This is a genomic window from Cellvibrio sp. 25HG11W-0, from assembly GCF_057815475.1.
Genome location: NZ_CM174230.1, coordinates 3,058,102 through 3,075,592, shown reverse-complemented (window position 1 = coordinate 3,075,592; position 17,491 = coordinate 3,058,102). Strand labels below are relative to the sequence as shown.

The window sequence follows — 17,491 nt, the reverse complement described above, 5'->3', positions numbered from 1 at the left end:
GTTTTGTGGTTGAGGTGGATTATGTACATAAAGCGCGATGCGCAGTTCAACATAGTAGCTATAAGTCGCGTACCTGTAGTTGGGTATGAGGAGCATCGGGAGGCAGACACTGATACAGACCTGGTTGCTTTTTTGGAAGGGCTTAAGTCGTCGCAGCAAGTCATCTTAGAACAATCAGATTTGGCGATGGCGCGGGTACTAGAAGATGTAATTCAGCTTTTAGTCACGCAAGGTACTATTCGTTTTACGGATTTGCCCGACGCCGCACAACACAAGTTGTTGGCGCGGCGTGAGTTGCGGGGACAGCGTCAAGCGATAGACTTATTGGACGACGGCGATAATATTTCACTCTAAATTATTATAATAATCGAGAGTGAAATATTAATTTAAACATTCTATTTACATTTTTGACTAAACAATATTTGGGCCGGTAAAACCGTCCATGCCCAGTTTATTCAATGTCTGCTGTTCTGCTTCAGAATTCACACCTTCGGCAATCATGATGACTCCCAAGGAGTGACCCAATTGGCATAAGCTTTGTAAAAAATGCAAATTATTGGGCGAGGTGTCTATGGCGCGTACCAGAGCGCTGTCCACTTTCAAATAGCTTAATCCTACATCCTGTAAATCATGGAATTGGGTGAACTCTAAGCCAGCATGCTTCATTCCTACTTTGCAGCCCAGTTGACGTAACTGCCCTGTAAATAAACGCAATTCCTCCAAGTGGCGCAATGCACACACCTCGGTAAACTCTAAATAGATTGATGATGTTTTTAGGCTGTTACGTGCTAATAATTGCAGTGCGCGTGCGCGAAAGCCCGCATCGCAAAGCGCTTGAGCCGATACGTTTAACGCTATCTTCGACGTACTTTCGTCAATGTCCTCTATGACCTTGTTTAAAACGGCTAAATCAATTTGTGGCATAAGCTCCAAGCGTGTTGCCCAGGGAATAAAGTAACCTGCTGGCTGGAAAATATTGTCAAACTCAAGTCGTAAGGGGGCTTCATTATGTAAAAGCTCGCCTGTGCTAGTGCGTACGGGGAATTCGCCTAATTTCAATTTATTAAGACTTAACGCGGAGAGAATAGTATCGCGCCATTCATCGCGGTTGCGCTGCGGTTGAGCGGGGTTATTACTATCTACTGACAGTGCTATGACCGCACGGTTGCCGGTCAACTCTGCTTGTGCGAGAGCACCGTCCAGTTGTTGCAGTAAATTGAGCCGCACTTGACCGCTGTGATAGGCAATACACGCGAGTGGTAGTGCCACATCGTTAAAGTTGTGTTGCGCTAGCTGCAGGTTAAGTTGTTGTGATATTTCACTGCTCACTGCTTCAAGTGCCGCGTGGGTGGGCAGCACTAGCGCGAAGTCGCTGCCATTGAGACGCCCGACATGGCTATCGGGATAACCTGCTGCAACCTGCTGCAAAGCTTCACCTATGTGGCGCAACAATTGATTGGTGTGTGAGTGGCCAAGCTCAATGTTTAATTCACTTAAGCGCATCAGGCGTGCAATGGCTACTACACCCTGCATTTCGCTATCATCGCGGGTGAGTTTGGCATCGAATAAATTCATAAAATGGTCGCGTTGCGCAAGCCCAGTGAGGCTATCAAATTGCGCGTCGCGGCGCAGCAGTTCTAATTGTCGCGTCTCTTTTTCCAACATGGTTTGAACACCTTGAGACAGGGTGTTCATAGCACGCACCAAACGGCGAAACTCTTTTGTTTTAGGTTCTTGCGAGGTAATAAAACGGCGCTCGCCAATGGCTTCAGCCTGTTGTACGACTATATCCAATGGGCGCGAAATATATTTCAACACAAAGCTACCGATTAAACCGCTGAGCAGCGTGGCGACAATAAACCAATCAAAAAGATCGCGCGCATTGCGCCACAGGCTTTCTACCGCATAGCGCGAGTGGCTTTTTACCAATAGGGTGCCATATTGTTGCCAGCCATCTTGTACTTGAGCAATGCCGGGCGCTGAATTGATGTTGGCCAGTTTAAAAAACCAGTTGGGAACATCGCTGTCTAGCGGTTCATTAGCAGAAAAGTTGCGCGCAATAATGGGTTTTTTATTGGGGTCGTTAAAAATAATAAATTCATAGTGGCCTGCGTCAAACTGCGCGGTTAAAAACAATTCTATGGCGACAGGTTCTTTGTCCATTTGTGACATGGACAACGCAAGGGTATTAGCGTTATCAATATTTTTTAAGCGCAGCTGTTCTTGTAAGTAAATTTTTGCCGACATGAGGCTGATGGCAAAGGTTCCACCTAGGGTGATAACTAACAGCAGCGCAATGCCGATCCATAATTGTTTTATCAGTGACATATTTGGGGTCTCATCGAATTCTAGGAATTCTCTCACTACTTAGATAATAAATCGAAGCCTTCTTGGCGCGTCCGGTTTAGTAGGTTGCGCCAACGCGATAGGCGCGCGGTGGGATCTGCTAGGGCTTGTTGATTGCCAATCCACAGGCCTTCACTGTTGAAGCTAAACACAGGGCGCAAATCCGGGCGGTTAGTGGCCGATTCGAGCCCAGTGACTAGGCTGTCTAAAATGAGTGGGATTGCGCTGGTCGAGGAGTAGTAGCCGAGCACCATATGTGCTTGGTAAATTTTACTCTGGGCACTTCCCATACGGGCTTTTACGTAAATCAAACGCAATTGCTGAATAGGAATGCCAAGTTGCACCAAGCTTACATATTTAGCAATGGTGTAGTCTTCACAGTCACCTGCACGCATGCCCATGGTCTCCATGGGTGTTGCCCAGTAATCACTTTGTTGCCATAGATCGCGATCTTCGGTGTAGTGAATCCGCTGGTTAAAAAAATTATTAATTTGCGTGATTTTTTCCAGTTCGGACTTATCTTCTAGTTCATTCATAAGTTGTTGCCAGGCGCTAAATATTGCCACGCCATCAGCGCCATAACGTGTTTCCATGTTTGCGAGCATTTTCTGTCCATCGAAATTTGCCCCCGTTATGGCTGCAAAGCAGAGCAGAAGACCTAAACAAATCGACTTTAGGTGCTGGCGAGTGCATAAAATTTGCGCTAATAAGGGTATAGGTGAACGTTGTTCGGATAATTGTTGGGGGGGGATTAAAAGGCAAACCAGTGGTGCCAGCCTTGCCTGCAATGTCACAGCCCCCCTTAAGTACACAGCTGCACGGCAGCTATAACCCAATATATTCGGAACTACAGCCTTGCCCAACCTGTTTGAGATTGTCTGAATTCTTTTAAGGCTAAGTCGTAGGCAGTTGAGCATGCAGGTTGGGTAGCGAGAACCGGTCAGATGAAAAGTATCCTTAGTATAGTCAGTCTCTCTCGCATTGCTGCTTATCTCTCAAGAGTGATTCATGCAGTCATTTGTGAATATCACTCTACTGGTCTTTGTGCCCTAGCTATTGGTTATTGCTTCTTACTATTGTTGCGACCACTGTTTTTCCATTAGCCTTGTTAGGCTTGTCATTGAACCCTCATGAAACTGTAGTCCCTTTGTCATATTGGCTTGTTAGCGTTGTCGCCGAAAATCACAGCTCAAACCATGACCTCCAGGCTATCGATAGTGGCGAATGGAGGCTATTTATTTTTTAGTGACAGGGTAAACAATGAAAACTTTTTATTTTTTCTCTCGCGTACAGCGCTTGGCGCAAACAGCCGCGCTAGCCAGTGTGGCCTTAACCTTAGGTGCCTGCGGTGGCGATAATAATGCCTCATCGAACAACAGCTCCGCGATGAGTGTAGTGTCTTCCGCTGTTAAAAGCTCCATAGTTAATAGCTCGGCAGTGAACGCTAGCTTGACAGCTCAATCGAGTCTTGCCGCAAGCGTAACGCCTTCGTCTGCCGCGCAATCTTCAGCTGTTTCGGTTCAAATTATGTTGAACGAAATGCGCTCAACGGAAGGTGGCTACGACTATATCGAAATTTATAATGCCGCCAATACTGACTACACCTTCGCTGAGGGGGATTGGGCAGTAAATGACATCAAAGGTTTTGCAACGGATAAAACGGCTGGCATAGCAATTCCTGCCGGCACATTAATAGCAGCAAAGGGCTTTTTAGTGATTGCTGTTGATCAAACGGTCGCGCCTTTTGGTTTGCCAGAAAATGCGCTGATTGGCGGCGTCAATAGTTTTGGTTTAGGTAAAGGCGATACAGCAGTTCTTGTGTATAAGGGTGCAATTCTTGAGCAAAAAACATGGGCGGATGGTGCTCATGTAAATGCTTTTGGGCGGCTGCCGGATGGCGGAAATTGGCATGATGAAACTGAATCCTTAATCGCAACACCGGGTATGAGCAATAAGTTGCCTGCGATAGCGGTAGAGACGAAACCAAGCGATATCGTCATTAACGAGGTGGTCTCTAAAGGTCGCACCGATATCAATTTTGATTATGTTGAGCTTTATAACAAAGGCTCTGAAACCTATGTGTTTGCGGAAGGTGAATGGACCCTCAGTGATGGTGGCGTGCCTATGCCCATTCCTGCTGGTACTGAAATATCAGCCAAAGGCTTTATTGTATTGCTGACAGATATTTCTACGAGTGCTGCACTGCCTGTTAATGCACCATCGAAAAGTGTGCGCAATGCAGCGGCCACAACGTTCGGTATTGGTAAGGGCGAGCGTCTATTGCTGAGTTATAAAGAGACCATTGTTGACGAACTGAGCTATGGAGACTTTCATGTTAATGGTTATGGTCGTCTACCTGATGGCGGTGCGTTAATTGATTTGGGTGATGGCACTAAGCCACAACTTTATGCCTCACCCGCGTTAAAAAACTTTATGACACCTACGTTAAGCCTAGCGGTGAACACATTAAATTTTACGGGCTATAACGATCAAGAAACGGCACTGGAGAACAACGGTTTTCGCGTGTTTGGCTTGAATGCTACCTTGGCGCAAGATGTGGAGCCAGAATACATCGCAGTAGCGGAAGACTCGCAAACTGCTTGGGTTAGCTTGCAGGAAAATAACGGTATAGCGCGCATTAATTTGGCTGGCACACCGAGCATCACCCATATTTTCCCCTTGGGTTTTAAAGACTATGGCGCTGCAGGCAATGAGATCGATGCAAGCGACAAAGACAATAAAATTGAATTTACGGCCTATCCCAATGTGTATGGTATGTATCAGCCAGATGGTATCGCGGTGTTCCGCGAGGGCGGAATGGACTATGTGATTAGCGCTAACGAAGGCGATGTGCGCGACTACTACACCAATTTTGAAGAGGGCGTTAAGGTCTCTGGTTTGGCTCTCGATGAGGTAGCATTCCCCAATGCGGCGGATCTACAGCAGGACTCGCAATTAGGTCGTTTGCTGGTCACTCAGTTTGCCAAGTCTCCAACTGCCGAAACACATTATTCAAAGCTGCTTAGTTTTGGGGGCCGTTCTTTTAGTATTTGGAATGGCACCACGGGCGAACAGGTATACGACAGTGGAAAGGATTTAGCTGTACAAGCTAAAGCTGCGGGTGCGTATCCTGATGATCGCAGCGATGCTAAAGGTACTGAGCCGGAAAATGTTGCCGTGGGCATGATTGGCGCTAAGCGTTTTGCTTTTATTGGATTGGAACGCGCCGATGCAGTAGCGGTTTACGACATTACTGATTTGAGCAATGTACACTTTTCGCAATTTCTAAAAACCCAAGATGATGATGCGCCTGAGGGCATTTTGTTTATAAGTGCTGCTAATAGCGCCAATGGTAAACCGCTGTTGGTGGTATCCAATGAAAATAGCGGCAACGTAACGGTTTATCAAAGCAATGCAGAAGGGCAATTCAGCTTTGCTTCGCGTTTGGTATTGGAAGGTGGCGCAGCAGCGGCAGAAATTAGTGCTTATGATCCTATTACGAAGCGTTTGTTTGTGTTGAACAATGGTGAACTCTTGGCCAGTTCGCGTATTGAGGTGTTAAATCTTGCGGATCCTACGCAGTTAGCATACCTGACGACTATTGATTTGAGCCCCTATGGTGGCGGTATTAATAGCGTGGCGGTGAGTAATGGAAAAGTTGCTGGTGCGTTGCAGGCGGTTGATAAAACGCAGCAGGGCAGTGTGGTGATTTTTGATACGAGCAGCTATGCGTTATTGGGTATCGCCAAGGTGGGCGCGCTGCCCGATATGTTGATCTTCACGCCTGATGGTAAACATATATTGACGGCTGATGAAGGGGAAGCCAGCGATGATTACGCTATAGATCCCATAGGTTCGGTATCTATCATCACATTGCCTTAGTTATTTTCGGGCACAAAAAAAGCCGCTGAATAACAGCGGCTTTTTTTGTTTTTAGGGCCAGGTATTTTTAAATGCTGTTATATATCAATGACGCTAGTTTATTAACGTATCGAACGCATCTATTGTGCATGCGCGAGGTAACGCTTTGTGCACATGGCTAATGTCTTACCTATTTAAAATAACGATTGGCATCCATTATTTCGCTGAGCTCGACACTGGCGACCGATGCTTTGGTTTGTAGCCATGTTGCAAGCTCTTGTTTTTGGGATTCAGTAACAGAGTCATAACGCTTTTGTGCGGTGATAAAGCCAGACAGACGTTTACTGGATAAACCCCCGCCAAAGCCTAAGCCCTGAGGCGCAAGCGCATCAATAAAGAATGCATCGATGAAGTCGCGCAAAGTGTCGTCACTAAGGTCGTCTTTAAATTTGCATTCCAGTTCAAAGCCAAAGGTGGCGAACTCTTCGAGATAAAGCTTTTTACGCAGGCGTTTGCTACGTTGTGAGATTTTGGTGTTGGACGAGTTTGTTGCTGTCATGGGGCTGCCTTAAGTCATTTCTATAATAAAAATTTAGCTGGGTAAATCAGCATTGGTAATGCCATTCAAATCCATCAGGGTTGCCATTTGCTTTTCTAGCAATGATACCTTGCTTTCGAGTTCATTGATTTTGTTGTTCTGCAGCTCCAGTGTTTGCTCAAGCTGTTTGTAGTTGTCGTCATTGGGGCTTGCCGTGGTTTTGCTTTGACTTTGCATCGCAGCAATCGCGTTTAAGTCGGGTTGACCACAGAGAAGGTGCATGTAGCGATCTTCACGCTGCCCAGCTTGCTTGGGAATATGCATAACAATGGGTGTTGTTTTGGCGCAGAGCTGAGTTAGTTTTTCCTCAACCGCTTCAGGGGTGCCGAAATCGAACATACGTTGAGTGCGAGTGAGAATCTCGGCAACTGTTTGGGGGCCGCGCAAGAGTAATACCGTCAAAATAGCTTGAGTGGGTTTATCCACGCTCAGCACGCGAGTAAGCCGTTGACCATAACGATGTGCACGAGAACCGTAGTCGACCTCAACCCATTGCCGATCTTGCATGGCGCTTAAGCTGCGCTGTACCGCACCGCTTTCATAGTTAGTTACTGGTTCGCGGCTCGTTTTTTGATTACACGCTAGCAATAGGCTATTCAGTGTAAGCGGATAGGCATCGGGAGTAGTGAGTTGCTTTTCCATAAGTGAGCCTAATACTCGTGCTTCTATGGTCGACAACATGGCTACATCATCTGCTGAGCTGGGCGTAGCATCGTTTTCTGGAGCCTCGATGTCTTCCGGCGCTATTTTATCTTCTGGAGCTATTTTATCTGGATTTTCCATAAACATTCATGTCTCTCGCTGAAAATCGGTCACCCACTTTACGCGGTTAAGCAAAATATTTCACGGTAAGCTTTTTAGATTGATACGCAATTTTCTGTCAATCGGCGTTAAGGCTGATCGGGGTGGTCGTCATCTGATCATATGGCATATTAAATGTACCAGTAGGATGCAGGGCATTTTTCCCTAAGCTGGCTATACTTTAGGCTAAGGTTCAGAACGCGGATCGATTTAATGCAGTTACGCTGCGCGGCTTTGTCGAGGATTGACGATATGGATACACTTTGGCTGACATCTGGTTTGGCTCAGTTTTTTATGGCGCCTGATCAGCAGCTTATGGTTAGTAGTCAGGGTAAATTATTGGCCGATGCGCAGGCTTGCATGGCTAAACCCCTAACACTCGCGAGCTTTGAAAAGCTTTGCGCGGGGAAAAGTGTCATTGTTTTATTGGCAGATGAAGGGTTTTTTGATGAGGAGTACACTGAGCTAATCCCTGCGTCAATGGCAAAGATTGCGCTTTTAACTGAGCAAACCACGACGGAGCTGCGCGCGCAATTAAGTGCGCTTGATGTTGATGGCTATGTGACGAGTGCTATGTCATCTAAGGATTTGTATTTGGCGATTAATAAAATAATCGACGACAAGAAGATTGCTACTACATTGCAAGAAGAGTTAAAAACCTTTTCGAATATTGCTTTTACGGCTATGTCGTCTGCGTCTGAAATGGGCGTTGTGACAGTTTTTGCTGAAAAGGTACAGGAGGTCATGGATCTCGAGCGTTTGGCACAACTTATTTTTGGTTGTTTGAAAGATTTCAAGCTAGAAGGTGCCTTACAGTTTTCGTTTGATGACGACGTGACTGTGTTCCCTAAAACGGCCACTATAAGTCAGCGGCGACTTTTGCAGGGCACGCTGACGGCACAAGCACGCATCATTTCACATGGCCGGTTTTTGTTGTTTAGCTTCAATCATTTGCAGCTTTTGGTTACGGATGCTCCTGTAGATGATATGGAGCGCTACGGCCGTTTGCGTGATGTTTTAGCGCAAGTTGTGTCTATTGCGGAAGCGCGAGCCAAAACCTTACGGGTCAATCAACTATTAAAGGCCCAACAAGATAATACGCGGATGGTCATGATGTTGTTGGAGATGGCATCTAAGGATAATCGTAATTCTGTTAAAGATATTATGAATAACTTGTCATTATCCTTGCGTGATTTGGCCCTAGGGATGGATTTAACATTGACGCAGGAAAATGCCATGTTGAAGCTTTCGGAACGCGCTTTAAATTCCCTGGAAACATTGCAAGAGGCGACAGTAGCAGTGGAAGAGCATTTTCGCAGCTTATTGCAGCAACTGGATAACGTGGCCAGTTTGTTGGAGACACCTATCAGTGAGGCTGATGCGGGTAGTGAAGCAGAGGACTCGGATGGAAGTGTGTGTTTGTTTTAATCGGCAAGTTATCAGGCTGCACCATTTGGGTAGGCAGCCTTATAATTGCAGAATTTTGAGGCAAGGTGCTGGCTAATCACTGCGTGATTGCGCTGTTAGCCACTAAATTTGGTGCTAGGCATCTTCTTCAGTGTAGCCATGGCCTTCTTGATAAATTATCTCGTCGATAATTTCCATTTCTGTTTTATCATTGCAATCCACCACAATCTCAGCGTGCTGCAGGTATAGCGGTCTTCTCTCGTTGTAAATGTCGCTAAAAGATTGGTCTGGAGCACGCGCGATACCGCGTTGATCCATGTTGTGAATACGTCTTTCTAACTCTGGTTGCGCCACATCCAAAAAAATCATAGGGCCTATGTGCTTGAGGTGCGCCATACTTTTTGCACTATAGACAGCACTGCCGCCTGTGGCTATAACTTGATGAGAAAAGCGTGTATGGAGTAATAGCTCCTCTTCAAGTGCGCGCAGTTTTTTATAACCTTGTATTTCAAGAATTGTTTGCAGGCTGATGTTTTGTTGTGCCTCTAATAATTGATCGGTATCAATAAAGTCTTTTGCCAGTACCTTGGCCAATTGTACGCCAAGAGTACTTTTCCCTGCGCCAGGCATACCAATTAAAATTAAGCTGTTGCTAAATGCATTCATGGTAAGCCCTATTGTTAGCGCCATTGTAAATAGCGAGTGTTAGCGCATTGGCTGAAGAAGATGGTAACAATCATTTCTGCAAAAATTACAAAAGTCTAGTATTTGCTCTATTGCTGGCGTGAAATATGGCGACAAGTGAATAGCGAAAAAAATCTTTGGCGGTGGTGAGGTAATCGTGCAGCCAAAAATATATTTTCTCCTCTAGCTCTTTCGTCCGGATCGCTACATTCATCTCTTCATTGCTAAGTGTAAATACATCACACGCGAGAAGTGGCGAGTCTTGGGATTTGGTGTCATCAGTCACCACAATACTTAACTGAGCTTTAGTGCTGTCCCATTCGAAGAGTAAATATAGTGAGTCATCTTTAATATTCTTATCCAGTAACGCTATTGCTTTTGCTGTCGTTGACTCAAGGGCTTGTTTTAGTTCGATGTCGCGAGTGATCATATTGATATCAAGTTGCAGTTGTAAATTGAGGAGGGGATGTCTGTTCATGTATGGCTGAGAGCGGAGAAGAGGGTGGCTCACTATTACTCCGATTCGTCTTCATCGCCATAAAAACGTTCAAACGCATCAATGATCAATTCTTCATCTGCTTCTGACAGCTCTGCAAGATCCATGATGGACGGGTCATCTATGCCTAAAATATTTTCTATATGCTCAAAGTCTAGGCCAGCAGCGGTTGCCTCTGCAAAAAAAGCGGTTATGGCATTGATTAATGCATCTTCATTGCCGCGGGCTGTTTTTAATGCGGTTGCGGTTTGCGTAATAAGTCGTGCGTTAAGCTCATTGTCGACAGTTAATGTAGGCTTTGATTTTTTGTCGTTCACGCTGCGCTTCCTAAGAGGTAATTGTAGCCGCGCATTATACCCTCATGTTCTGTGTTTCTACGAATATCCGTATGCATTAATACGCAGTCTTTATAGGTAAACTTACTGAGTAATTCTGGTGTTAGACGCAATTTGTCGTCTCTTAACTACTTTTCTTGACAGATTATGCATTGCGTGATTTTAGTCACGTATAAATCATATATAATTTTACTCCTAGGGTTGTTATTTACCCATATTTACACTAACTTAGCGCTTCTACATCCTGTGTGGTTACTGATGAAGCGGATCTTTAAACTGCTCTATCTGAAGTTAAGCGGCTATTATAAGCGGCTATTAAATGTAATTTACTGATAGGCGTAGCTTACTTTTACTATAAAAATTGAAGTGTTAGGTAATTCATTAATATTCACAATTTAAATCTGTACGGCCAACAAGAAAAATAAATGGCAGTGAGGTTTGAAGGTATGGTTAGGTTATAAAGTAGTTCCAAGCCAACTGCTCTAAGCAATTGTTACTTTAAATAGTATCTAGTTTAAATGTTTAGAGATTATCTCCCTCGTTTTCTATCGAATGTATTGTGACCCTGTTTAGTTCATGTGATGAATGATTGCGCAACCATATTTAATTTCTAGATGTGTAACGTTGTGAAAGACAGGTGGTATTCACAGTTAAAGTGGGTTCTTTTGTGCCCCTTTAGTAAAGAGTCTGTTTAAGGATAGACATTGCCGTCAGCAATTTGAATGGTTGGCGATTGATTTACAGGATGTATCGGCAAGCAGCGTCTGTTGGTAAATGGCGTTTAATAATAACGAGGGTTATTCAAGACCTTCTTTTCCGTATCCAGGAGCATTTAATGACAACTCCACTTAAAAAGACCTATGTCTTGGCAGCTATGCTGAGTATGGGGCTAGTTGCCGCAAGCCAAAGTGCTAGCGCAGCTTGCAGTTATAAAATTAGTAATGAATGGAATACTGGCTTGCAGGGTGAGATTGTAATCACCAATAGTAGTTCGGCAGCAATTAATGGTTGGACAATTGGTTGGCAGTACAATACCAATCGCCTGTCTAGCTCGTGGAATGCTAACGTAACCGGAAGCAATCCTTATACAGCTAAAGACGTGGGATGGAATGGCACTATTCAGCCAGGTCAATCTGTAAGCTTTGGATTTCAAGTAGATAAGAAGGGTGGTAGTGCAGAGGTGCCAACTATTACTGGTGCTGCGTGCTCCGGTAATACGCCTCCTGTGTCATCAGTAACTCCACCTTCAAGTGTGCGTCTGCCTTCAAGTACTCCTCCAAGTTCGACGCCACTTCCTAGCTCGACACCTCCGTCAAGTACACCGCCAATCACTTCGGGCCAGCAATGTAATTGGTACGGCACTTTGTACCCATTGTGCGTAACTACGGCAAGTGGATGGGGTTGGGAGTCAAACAAGAGCTGTATTTCACGTAGCACTTGTACTACTCAGCCAGCGCCTTACGGTGTAGTGGGTGGTACTCCACCGAGCAGCACTCCACCAAGTAGCACTCCGTTGCCAAGTAGCACTCCGTTGCCAAGTAGCACTCCGTTACCTAGTAGCACTCCGTTACCAAGCAGCACACCGTTGCCAAGCAGTCGTCCTGCTACAAGCAGCTCTGTGGGGTGCCCACCGAACTGCACTAGTGAGTCGAGCAGAGCTGAATTTATCCCTTCTTCTATTAGATCTAGCTCTTCAGTGGCCCCTGTAGTCCCAGGTGTTCGTTTGGATAATCCTTTCGTGGGCGCTAAGTGGTATGTAGATCCAATTTGGTCAGCAAAAGCACAAGCTGAAACCGGTGGTTCAAAGGTTTCTGGCTTCAATACTGCAGTTTGGATGGATCGTATCGGCGCTATTGAGCCAACAGACGGTTCAACAGGCTTGCGCGATCATCTTGATAACGTAATCGCTCAAGGCGCGAATCTGTTTATGGTTGTGGTTTATGACTTACCAAACCGTGACTGTAAAGCATTGGCTTCTAACGGTGAGCTTGTTCAAGGTCCCGAAGGTTCTCAGCGTTACAAAACTGAATATGTCGACAAACTCGTATCAATTTTAGGCGATGCTAAATACAAGAATATCCGTATTGTCGCTATTATTGAGCCTGATTCCTTGCCGAATTTGGTTACTAACTTGAACCAAGAAGCGTGCTCTAAGGCTAATGACGCTACCTATGGTTATATTCCTAACACTCAATACACTCTCAATAAGCTCTATCCGTTAACCAACGTATACAGCTATGTTGATATTGGCCATTCAGGCTGGTTGGGTTGGGATGATAACTTGGGTAAAGCAGCTACTTTGATTGGTAATGTAATTAAAGGTACGACCAATGGTGTGAAAAGTGTTGCGGGCTTTGTATCAAATACCGCTGGCTATACGCCAAACACTGAGCCTTTCCTTGATGCCTTATCAAGTGGTTCATTTGGAACTGGTGGCGGCACTCAAGTTCGTCAAGCTGCATTCTACGAGTGGAACCCCTACTTTAGTGAAGTGGCCTTTGTTAAAACTTGGCGCACTAAAATGCTAGCTTTGGGTTTCCCAGATACTCTGGGTATGTTGATCGATACTTCGCGCAATGGTTGGGGTGGTGCAAGTCGTCCTACCGCAGTTTCTACCAGTACCGTGTTGGATACTTTTGTTAATCAGTCTCGCGTAGATAAGCGTGCTCATCGCGGCAACTGGTGTAACCAAAAAGGTGGTATCGGTGAGCGTCCACAAGCTGTTAATGCGGGCGGTATCGATGCTTATGTTTGGGTTAAACCACCAGGTGAGTCTGATGGCGCGGCTTCTTTAGCGCTGTCTTTCGATCCACAAGATCCTGCAAAAGGTTTCGACCGTATGTGTGACCCAACCTACACCCTCTCTGGTGGTGGCGGTACTGTTGAGTCTGGCGCTATGGCAGATGCTCCAGTAGCGGGTCGCTGGTTCAGCAAAGGCTTCCAACAATTGCTGAATAATGCTTATCCACCACTTTAATCGTGGTACTAACTCGGCATGAGTTAGTGTTTAACGAGGTCATGGATGACCTTTGATTTACAAAGCTTGAGTTGCAAATGAGTGGTTAGCGTTTGTCACTCAAGTTTTTTTTGCCTAAAAAGTGAAGTATTGATGCAGCGCTATAGCTGCTGTCCATAAATTAATAATGATTTTTTGTGACCCTCTAGCCTTTGGGTTTAATGCATAAGGGTACGTTACTGATGAGTTTTCTATAGGAAATTCTTATGCGGTTTTAACGTCGTAAAGCATCATTTATGAAGTGATCGCGCAAGTTTTCTCGTTTGAAGTTGTATCTTGCGCCCTCTGTTGAAGTATTGCTAAAAATTATTATCACTACTTTATATCTACGCGTGAGCCTTTTGGGCTCTACAACTACTAGCGAAGGAGCACATGCTATGATTACTAAATGTCAATTTATACGTAGGATCCTCGTACCGATTTTTGTCGGTATCCTACTGATCAGTTCCCCCCTCTATGCTCAGTCAACGACGAATATAATGCCGCTGGGCGACTCTATTACAGGTTCGCCTGGTTGCTGGCGCGCTTTTCTCTGGGAAAAATTGCAAAATGCTGGTCTCACCGACAAGTTAAATATGGTTGGCACTCTTGCGCCGCAAGGTTGTGCAGTTCCACATGATGGCGATAATGAAGGTCATGGCGGAATTTTGGCTACTAATATGGCCAGTCAAAATCAATTGCCTGCATGGCTTTCTGTCACCAATCCCAAAATTGTGTTGATGCACTTGGGCACCAATGATGTATGGAGTAATCGCTCAACTGCCAGCATATTGGGTGCATTCACCACCTTGGTAAATCAGATGCGCGCTAATAATCCCACCATGAAAATTCTAGTGGCAAAAATTATTCCTATGGATGCTGCTGGCTCCTGTGCGGGTTGCCCTAATGGTGTTATTGCGCTTAATAATGGCCTCACTAGTTGGGCTGCGGGTTTAACCACTTCTGCTTCGCCTATTGTATTAGTTGATCAGTGGACTGGATTTAGTGCCACTGCTGATACTTATGATGGTGTGCACCCGAATACCCAAGGCGATAAAAAAATGGCGGATAAGTGGTATCCGGCACTCGTTGCTGCCTTGGGTAATGTTCCGACGAGTAGTTCTGCAGCAAGCTCAGTTAAGTCAAGTGCCGCACTCAGTTCGGTGCGTTCAAGTATTGCAGTTACCAGTGCTCAGCAGTGTAATTGGTATGGCACTTCTTATCCTTTGTGCGTTTCTACGCAAAGCGGTTGGGGCTGGGAAAATTCAAAAAGTTGTATAGCGCGTGCAACTTGCAGTGGTCAGCCAGCTCCCTACGGTATAGTGGGGGAGGTGGTTGCAAGCAGCTCAGTGGCGCCAAGTTCAGTCAGTGTGGTGAGTTCAAGCGGTGCGGCCAATCGTGCGCCTATTGCCAAAATTACAGCAAGTACTTATATGCCAACAGGGTGTACGACGAGTGGGCGTGCTTCTGCTGCGGGATCTACTGACCCTGATGGGGATAGCTTGACCTATGAGTGGGCAATCTCAACCGGCACATCTTCATATGCATCTGTTGCAACAGGGATAGATATTACTTTTGGTATGACCCAAATTGTCACGTACAACATCAAGTTGACGGTAAGTGATGGAAGAGGTGGCGTTAGCGTAGCTACTGCACAATTGAGCCATTCCAACACTGACTTTTGTTCGGGCACCAGCAGCAGTGGCGGTTCTGTAAGTTCCTCGGCGCCAAGCTCGGTTCCTATCATATCCTCTTCGAATGTTAGATCGTCTAGTTCAGTGGCTGCTGTTTCCGGCGCCTGCAGTTATGTTGTTACAAATCAATGGAACGGTGGTTTTACAGGCGCTATCCGCATTAAAAATAACGGAGTTTCAGTGCTAAATGGCTGGAATTTAAGTTGGAACTATAGCGATGGCTCGAAAATTACCAATAGCTGGAATGCTAATCTGTCAGGAGCAAATCCCTATGTTGCAGCTAATCTTAGCTGGAACAGCAGTATTCAGCCTGGCCAGACAGTTGAGTTTGGGTTCCAGGGCACTAAAGGTGGTGCGGCTGCACAGGTTCCTCAGATAGCGGGCACTGTCTGTCAATAATGATTAGAAAGTGAGGATATAAAAAAGGTCGCAAGCTCATCACTTGCGACCTTTTTTATTCAAATAGTATCGTCCTCTAACAAACGCTGTAGGTGTTGGTATCTAGTCTTGTTATGTCTTTTTTGTCGTTGATGATATGAATGGCACCGAATATAAAACGTGTTGGTGCAGTGGTTTTAGGTATCTGTTCAATTTGGGCCTCATAGCTGAGGAGGCGCTACTGAGGTTTGGTTGTCTAGAGTGCATTTTTACCTGATGGCTATGTAGTAAAAGGTCAATACATCAAAATGTATTGGATTTATTGGTCCTAGCCTTTAAGCTGGCCTCTCAACGGATGCGAGATTCGATCCATTCATACAATAAATCTAATACCAATGGAGTTGCCTGTTATGTCAATTAGTCTAGATATTTTTGCTGAATTTCAAGTCCTGCGTATGTTCGATGTCTCTGGTACGCAAATTGGTATCAAAGTTCATTCAGCGGCTGCACCTGAACTTATTGCGGCTGCCCAGCGGCTGCACCAAAAACAATTAATTACGCAGTTAGATGGTGGTTATTTAACACCTCTTGGTTATGAGACTGCGGTACACCTTCAGCAAGCTTTACACATATTAAGCACATCGTCTGAGTTGGATGTGGCTCATTCTTAATGTGCTCAGGAATCATGTATCAAAATTTCTGCGTTTAAAACCGCTAAGCTTTCCCAGATATTTCACGACCTGAGTTATTCGGGAGCAGGTGCTAATTTTGCTTAAGTTTCGCGTGTTTTCTTTTTTTAATATTTCTTTGATGGTTTGTTTGATGGTTATGATCACATCTATGGTGCAGGGTGCTCCTGCGCCAGTAACGCACTTAACGCTCTCTAATCAGGTTATTAATGTCGATATTACTCCCGATATCGGTGGCCGTCTTTTGAGTATTTCGCTCCAAGGGCAAGATAATTTTTTACTTGTAGGTGATGCAGTTGCAGAGAATTCAGCCCCCTTGGTTAGCCCCCAATCGGGGCATATGCCCTATATGGGGCATGAAATGTGGGTTGGTCCTCAGTCTCAATGGTGGGTGCACCAATTATTAAATGCGGAGCGAAGCGAACAGAAAGCGGTTTGGCCTCCAGATCCTTATATAGTATTGGCTAAAAATAAAAAGGTATTGGAGAGCGATAGCCAAGTTGTTTTGCGCAGCCCAAGCAGTCCTATCTCTGGCGTGGTAATGGAAAAGACTTACTCATTGGTAGCGAACAATCCAAACCAATTGCAGTTGGATGTGAGTGTGGAGAATATTCGCGATACGGATGTACGTTGGGATATTTGGTTTAATTCACGCGTTACACCTGCAAGCCAAGTTTATGTGCCGATAGCGAGTGAACAGGATATAAGAGTTAATAATCTTGAAGATGATATCCACGGGCCACTTGCATATGACTTGAGTCAAGGCATTTTTCATCTGGATTCTCAGTCGGTGCCCTCGAATAAATTAGGACGCAAGGGTAAGCTTTTAATTCAGCCTTCTCATGGTTGGATAGCGGCGTTTCGTGCAAAGCAGCTACTTGTAATTCAATTTACGCATCAATCTCACGCGAGTATCCATCCAGAGCAGGGGCAGGTTGAGCTGTATTTGGAATACCCAATGGAGGAGGCAAGCGCAGGTGTGCTTGAATTAGAGGTTCATGCGCCTTATAAAACGCTGAAGCCTGCAGATGTTATGCGAGCGCAAGAATTGTGGACCTTGCTTCCTTATGAGGGTGAAGATAACCCCGTTGCGCACAGAGCATTTTTACGTGTGCAGGCCAAAACCTTGGGTTTGGGTGGTTTTTAACGGCTAGGCTGATGATGGTATTGGCCGCCGATGTATTCGGCGGCAATAGTTCTACAAAAC

General features: G+C 45.3%; 14 protein-coding genes. 7 read left to right on the top strand and 7 right to left on the bottom strand.

The features are described from left to right. Positions 1 to 21 precede the first annotated feature (21 nt). Positions 22 to 354, top strand: coding sequence for a hypothetical protein (locus tag AC0KUT_RS12925; RefSeq protein ID WP_488830478.1), 333 nt, complete (start codon positions 22 to 24; stop codon positions 352 to 354). A gap of 57 nt (positions 355 to 411) precedes the next feature. Here AC0KUT_RS12925 and AC0KUT_RS12920 read toward each other — a convergent pair whose 3' ends face one another. Together AC0KUT_RS12920 and AC0KUT_RS12915 are read right to left on the bottom strand one after the other, a co-directional pair. Then, positions 412 to 2,328 (bottom strand): bifunctional diguanylate cyclase/phosphodiesterase, encoded by a 1,917-nt coding sequence (locus AC0KUT_RS12920; protein WP_488830476.1) that lies wholly within the window; start codon positions 2,326 to 2,328, stop codon positions 412 to 414. Between the two features lie 35 nt (positions 2,329 to 2,363). Next, entirely contained in the window at positions 2,364 to 2,951 is a 588-nt protein-coding gene (locus AC0KUT_RS12915; RefSeq protein ID WP_488830475.1) for a transglutaminase-like cysteine peptidase, read from the bottom strand. Positions 2,952 to 3,606: 655 nt separating this feature from the next. On the opposite strand from AC0KUT_RS12915, the gene AC0KUT_RS12910 reads away from it, so the two are divergent. Then, positions 3,607 to 6,228, top strand: coding sequence for a choice-of-anchor I family protein (locus AC0KUT_RS12910; protein ID WP_488830473.1), 2,622 nt, complete (start codon positions 3,607 to 3,609; stop codon positions 6,226 to 6,228). A gap of 169 nt (positions 6,229 to 6,397) precedes the next feature. Here the strand turns inward: AC0KUT_RS12910 and AC0KUT_RS12905 are convergent, their stop codons facing one another. Together AC0KUT_RS12905 and AC0KUT_RS12900 are read right to left on the bottom strand one after the other, a co-directional pair. Next, complete coding sequence (locus AC0KUT_RS12905) at positions 6,398 to 6,766, bottom strand: 50S ribosome-binding protein YggL (protein WP_488830471.1); 369 nt, start codon at positions 6,764 to 6,766, stop codon at positions 6,398 to 6,400. 33 nt (positions 6,767 to 6,799) lie between these two features. Continuing rightward, positions 6,800 to 7,594 (bottom strand): YceH family protein, encoded by a 795-nt coding sequence (locus tag AC0KUT_RS12900; protein ID WP_488830469.1) that lies wholly within the window; start codon positions 7,592 to 7,594, stop codon positions 6,800 to 6,802. Between the two features lie 264 nt (positions 7,595 to 7,858). Here AC0KUT_RS12900 and AC0KUT_RS12895 point away from each other — a divergent pair, with 264 nt between their 5' ends. Next, positions 7,859 to 9,034, top strand: coding sequence for a hypothetical protein (locus AC0KUT_RS12895; protein WP_488830467.1), 1,176 nt, complete (start codon positions 7,859 to 7,861; stop codon positions 9,032 to 9,034). 114 nt (positions 9,035 to 9,148) lie between these two features. Here AC0KUT_RS12895 and AC0KUT_RS12890 read toward each other — a convergent pair whose 3' ends face one another. The 3 genes from AC0KUT_RS12890 to AC0KUT_RS12880 all read right to left on the bottom strand — a co-directional run bounded on the left by AC0KUT_RS12890 (position 9,149) and on the right by AC0KUT_RS12880 (position 10,510). Further along, positions 9,149 to 9,703 (bottom strand): shikimate kinase, encoded by a 555-nt coding sequence (locus AC0KUT_RS12890; protein WP_488830465.1) that lies wholly within the window; start codon positions 9,701 to 9,703, stop codon positions 9,149 to 9,151. 61 nt (positions 9,704 to 9,764) lie between these two features. Then, entirely contained in the window at positions 9,765 to 10,175 is a 411-nt protein-coding gene (locus AC0KUT_RS12885) for a hypothetical protein (RefSeq protein WP_488830462.1), read from the bottom strand. Between the two features lie 35 nt (positions 10,176 to 10,210). Then, the gene (locus AC0KUT_RS12880) at positions 10,211 to 10,510 is read right to left on the bottom strand and encodes a hypothetical protein (RefSeq protein WP_488830460.1); all 300 of its coding nucleotides are present in this window, start codon (positions 10,508 to 10,510) and stop codon (positions 10,211 to 10,213) included. 853 nt (positions 10,511 to 11,363) lie between these two features. Here AC0KUT_RS12880 and AC0KUT_RS12875 point away from each other — a divergent pair. The 4 genes from AC0KUT_RS12875 (at position 11,364) to AC0KUT_RS12860 (ending at position 17,431) form a co-directional block, all read left to right on the top strand. Beyond that, positions 11,364 to 13,505, top strand: coding sequence for a glycoside hydrolase family 6 protein (locus AC0KUT_RS12875; protein WP_488830458.1), 2,142 nt, complete (start codon positions 11,364 to 11,366; stop codon positions 13,503 to 13,505). A gap of 416 nt (positions 13,506 to 13,921) precedes the next feature. Next, entirely contained in the window at positions 13,922 to 15,616 is a 1,695-nt protein-coding gene (locus AC0KUT_RS12870) for a cellulose binding domain-containing protein (RefSeq protein WP_488830455.1), read from the top strand. A 389-nt stretch (positions 15,617 to 16,005) separates the two neighbouring features. Continuing rightward, positions 16,006 to 16,266 (top strand): TIGR02647 family protein, encoded by a 261-nt coding sequence (locus tag AC0KUT_RS12865; RefSeq protein WP_488830453.1) that lies wholly within the window; start codon positions 16,006 to 16,008, stop codon positions 16,264 to 16,266. Positions 16,267 to 16,417: 151 nt separating this feature from the next. After that, a complete protein-coding gene (locus AC0KUT_RS12860; RefSeq protein ID WP_488830452.1) occupies positions 16,418 to 17,431 on the top strand; it encodes a DUF4380 domain-containing protein in 1,014 nt (337 codons plus the stop codon). Positions 17,432 to 17,491: the final 60 nt, after the last annotated feature.

Excerpts from the sequence above, each read along its gene's own strand:
- AC0KUT_RS12925 (WP_488830478.1), top strand. The coding sequence starts at position 22 with ATGTACATAAAGCGCGATGCGCAGTTCAACATAGTAGCTATAAGTCGC.
- AC0KUT_RS12920 (WP_488830476.1), bottom strand. The coding sequence starts at position 2,328 with ATGTCACTGATAAAACAATTATGGATCGGCATTGCGCTGCTGTTAGTT.
- AC0KUT_RS12915 (WP_488830475.1), bottom strand. The coding sequence starts at position 2,951 with ATGCTCGCAAACATGGAAACACGTTATGGCGCTGATGGCGTGGCAATA.
- AC0KUT_RS12910 (WP_488830473.1), top strand. The coding sequence starts at position 3,607 with ATGAAAACTTTTTATTTTTTCTCTCGCGTACAGCGCTTGGCGCAAACA.
- AC0KUT_RS12905 (WP_488830471.1), bottom strand. The coding sequence starts at position 6,766 with ATGACAGCAACAAACTCGTCCAACACCAAAATCTCACAACGTAGCAAA.
- AC0KUT_RS12900 (WP_488830469.1), bottom strand. The coding sequence starts at position 7,594 with ATGTTTATGGAAAATCCAGATAAAATAGCTCCAGAAGATAAAATAGCG.
- AC0KUT_RS12895 (WP_488830467.1), top strand. The coding sequence starts at position 7,859 with ATGGATACACTTTGGCTGACATCTGGTTTGGCTCAGTTTTTTATGGCG.
- AC0KUT_RS12890 (WP_488830465.1), bottom strand. The coding sequence starts at position 9,703 with ATGGCGCTAACAATAGGGCTTACCATGAATGCATTTAGCAACAGCTTA.
- AC0KUT_RS12885 (WP_488830462.1), bottom strand. The coding sequence starts at position 10,175 with ATGAACAGACATCCCCTCCTCAATTTACAACTGCAACTTGATATCAAT.
- AC0KUT_RS12875 (WP_488830458.1), top strand. The coding sequence starts at position 11,364 with ATGACAACTCCACTTAAAAAGACCTATGTCTTGGCAGCTATGCTGAGT.
- AC0KUT_RS12870 (WP_488830455.1), top strand. The coding sequence starts at position 13,922 with ATGATTACTAAATGTCAATTTATACGTAGGATCCTCGTACCGATTTTT.
- AC0KUT_RS12865 (WP_488830453.1), top strand. The coding sequence starts at position 16,006 with ATGTCAATTAGTCTAGATATTTTTGCTGAATTTCAAGTCCTGCGTATG.
- AC0KUT_RS12860 (WP_488830452.1), top strand. The coding sequence starts at position 16,418 with ATGGTTATGATCACATCTATGGTGCAGGGTGCTCCTGCGCCAGTAACG.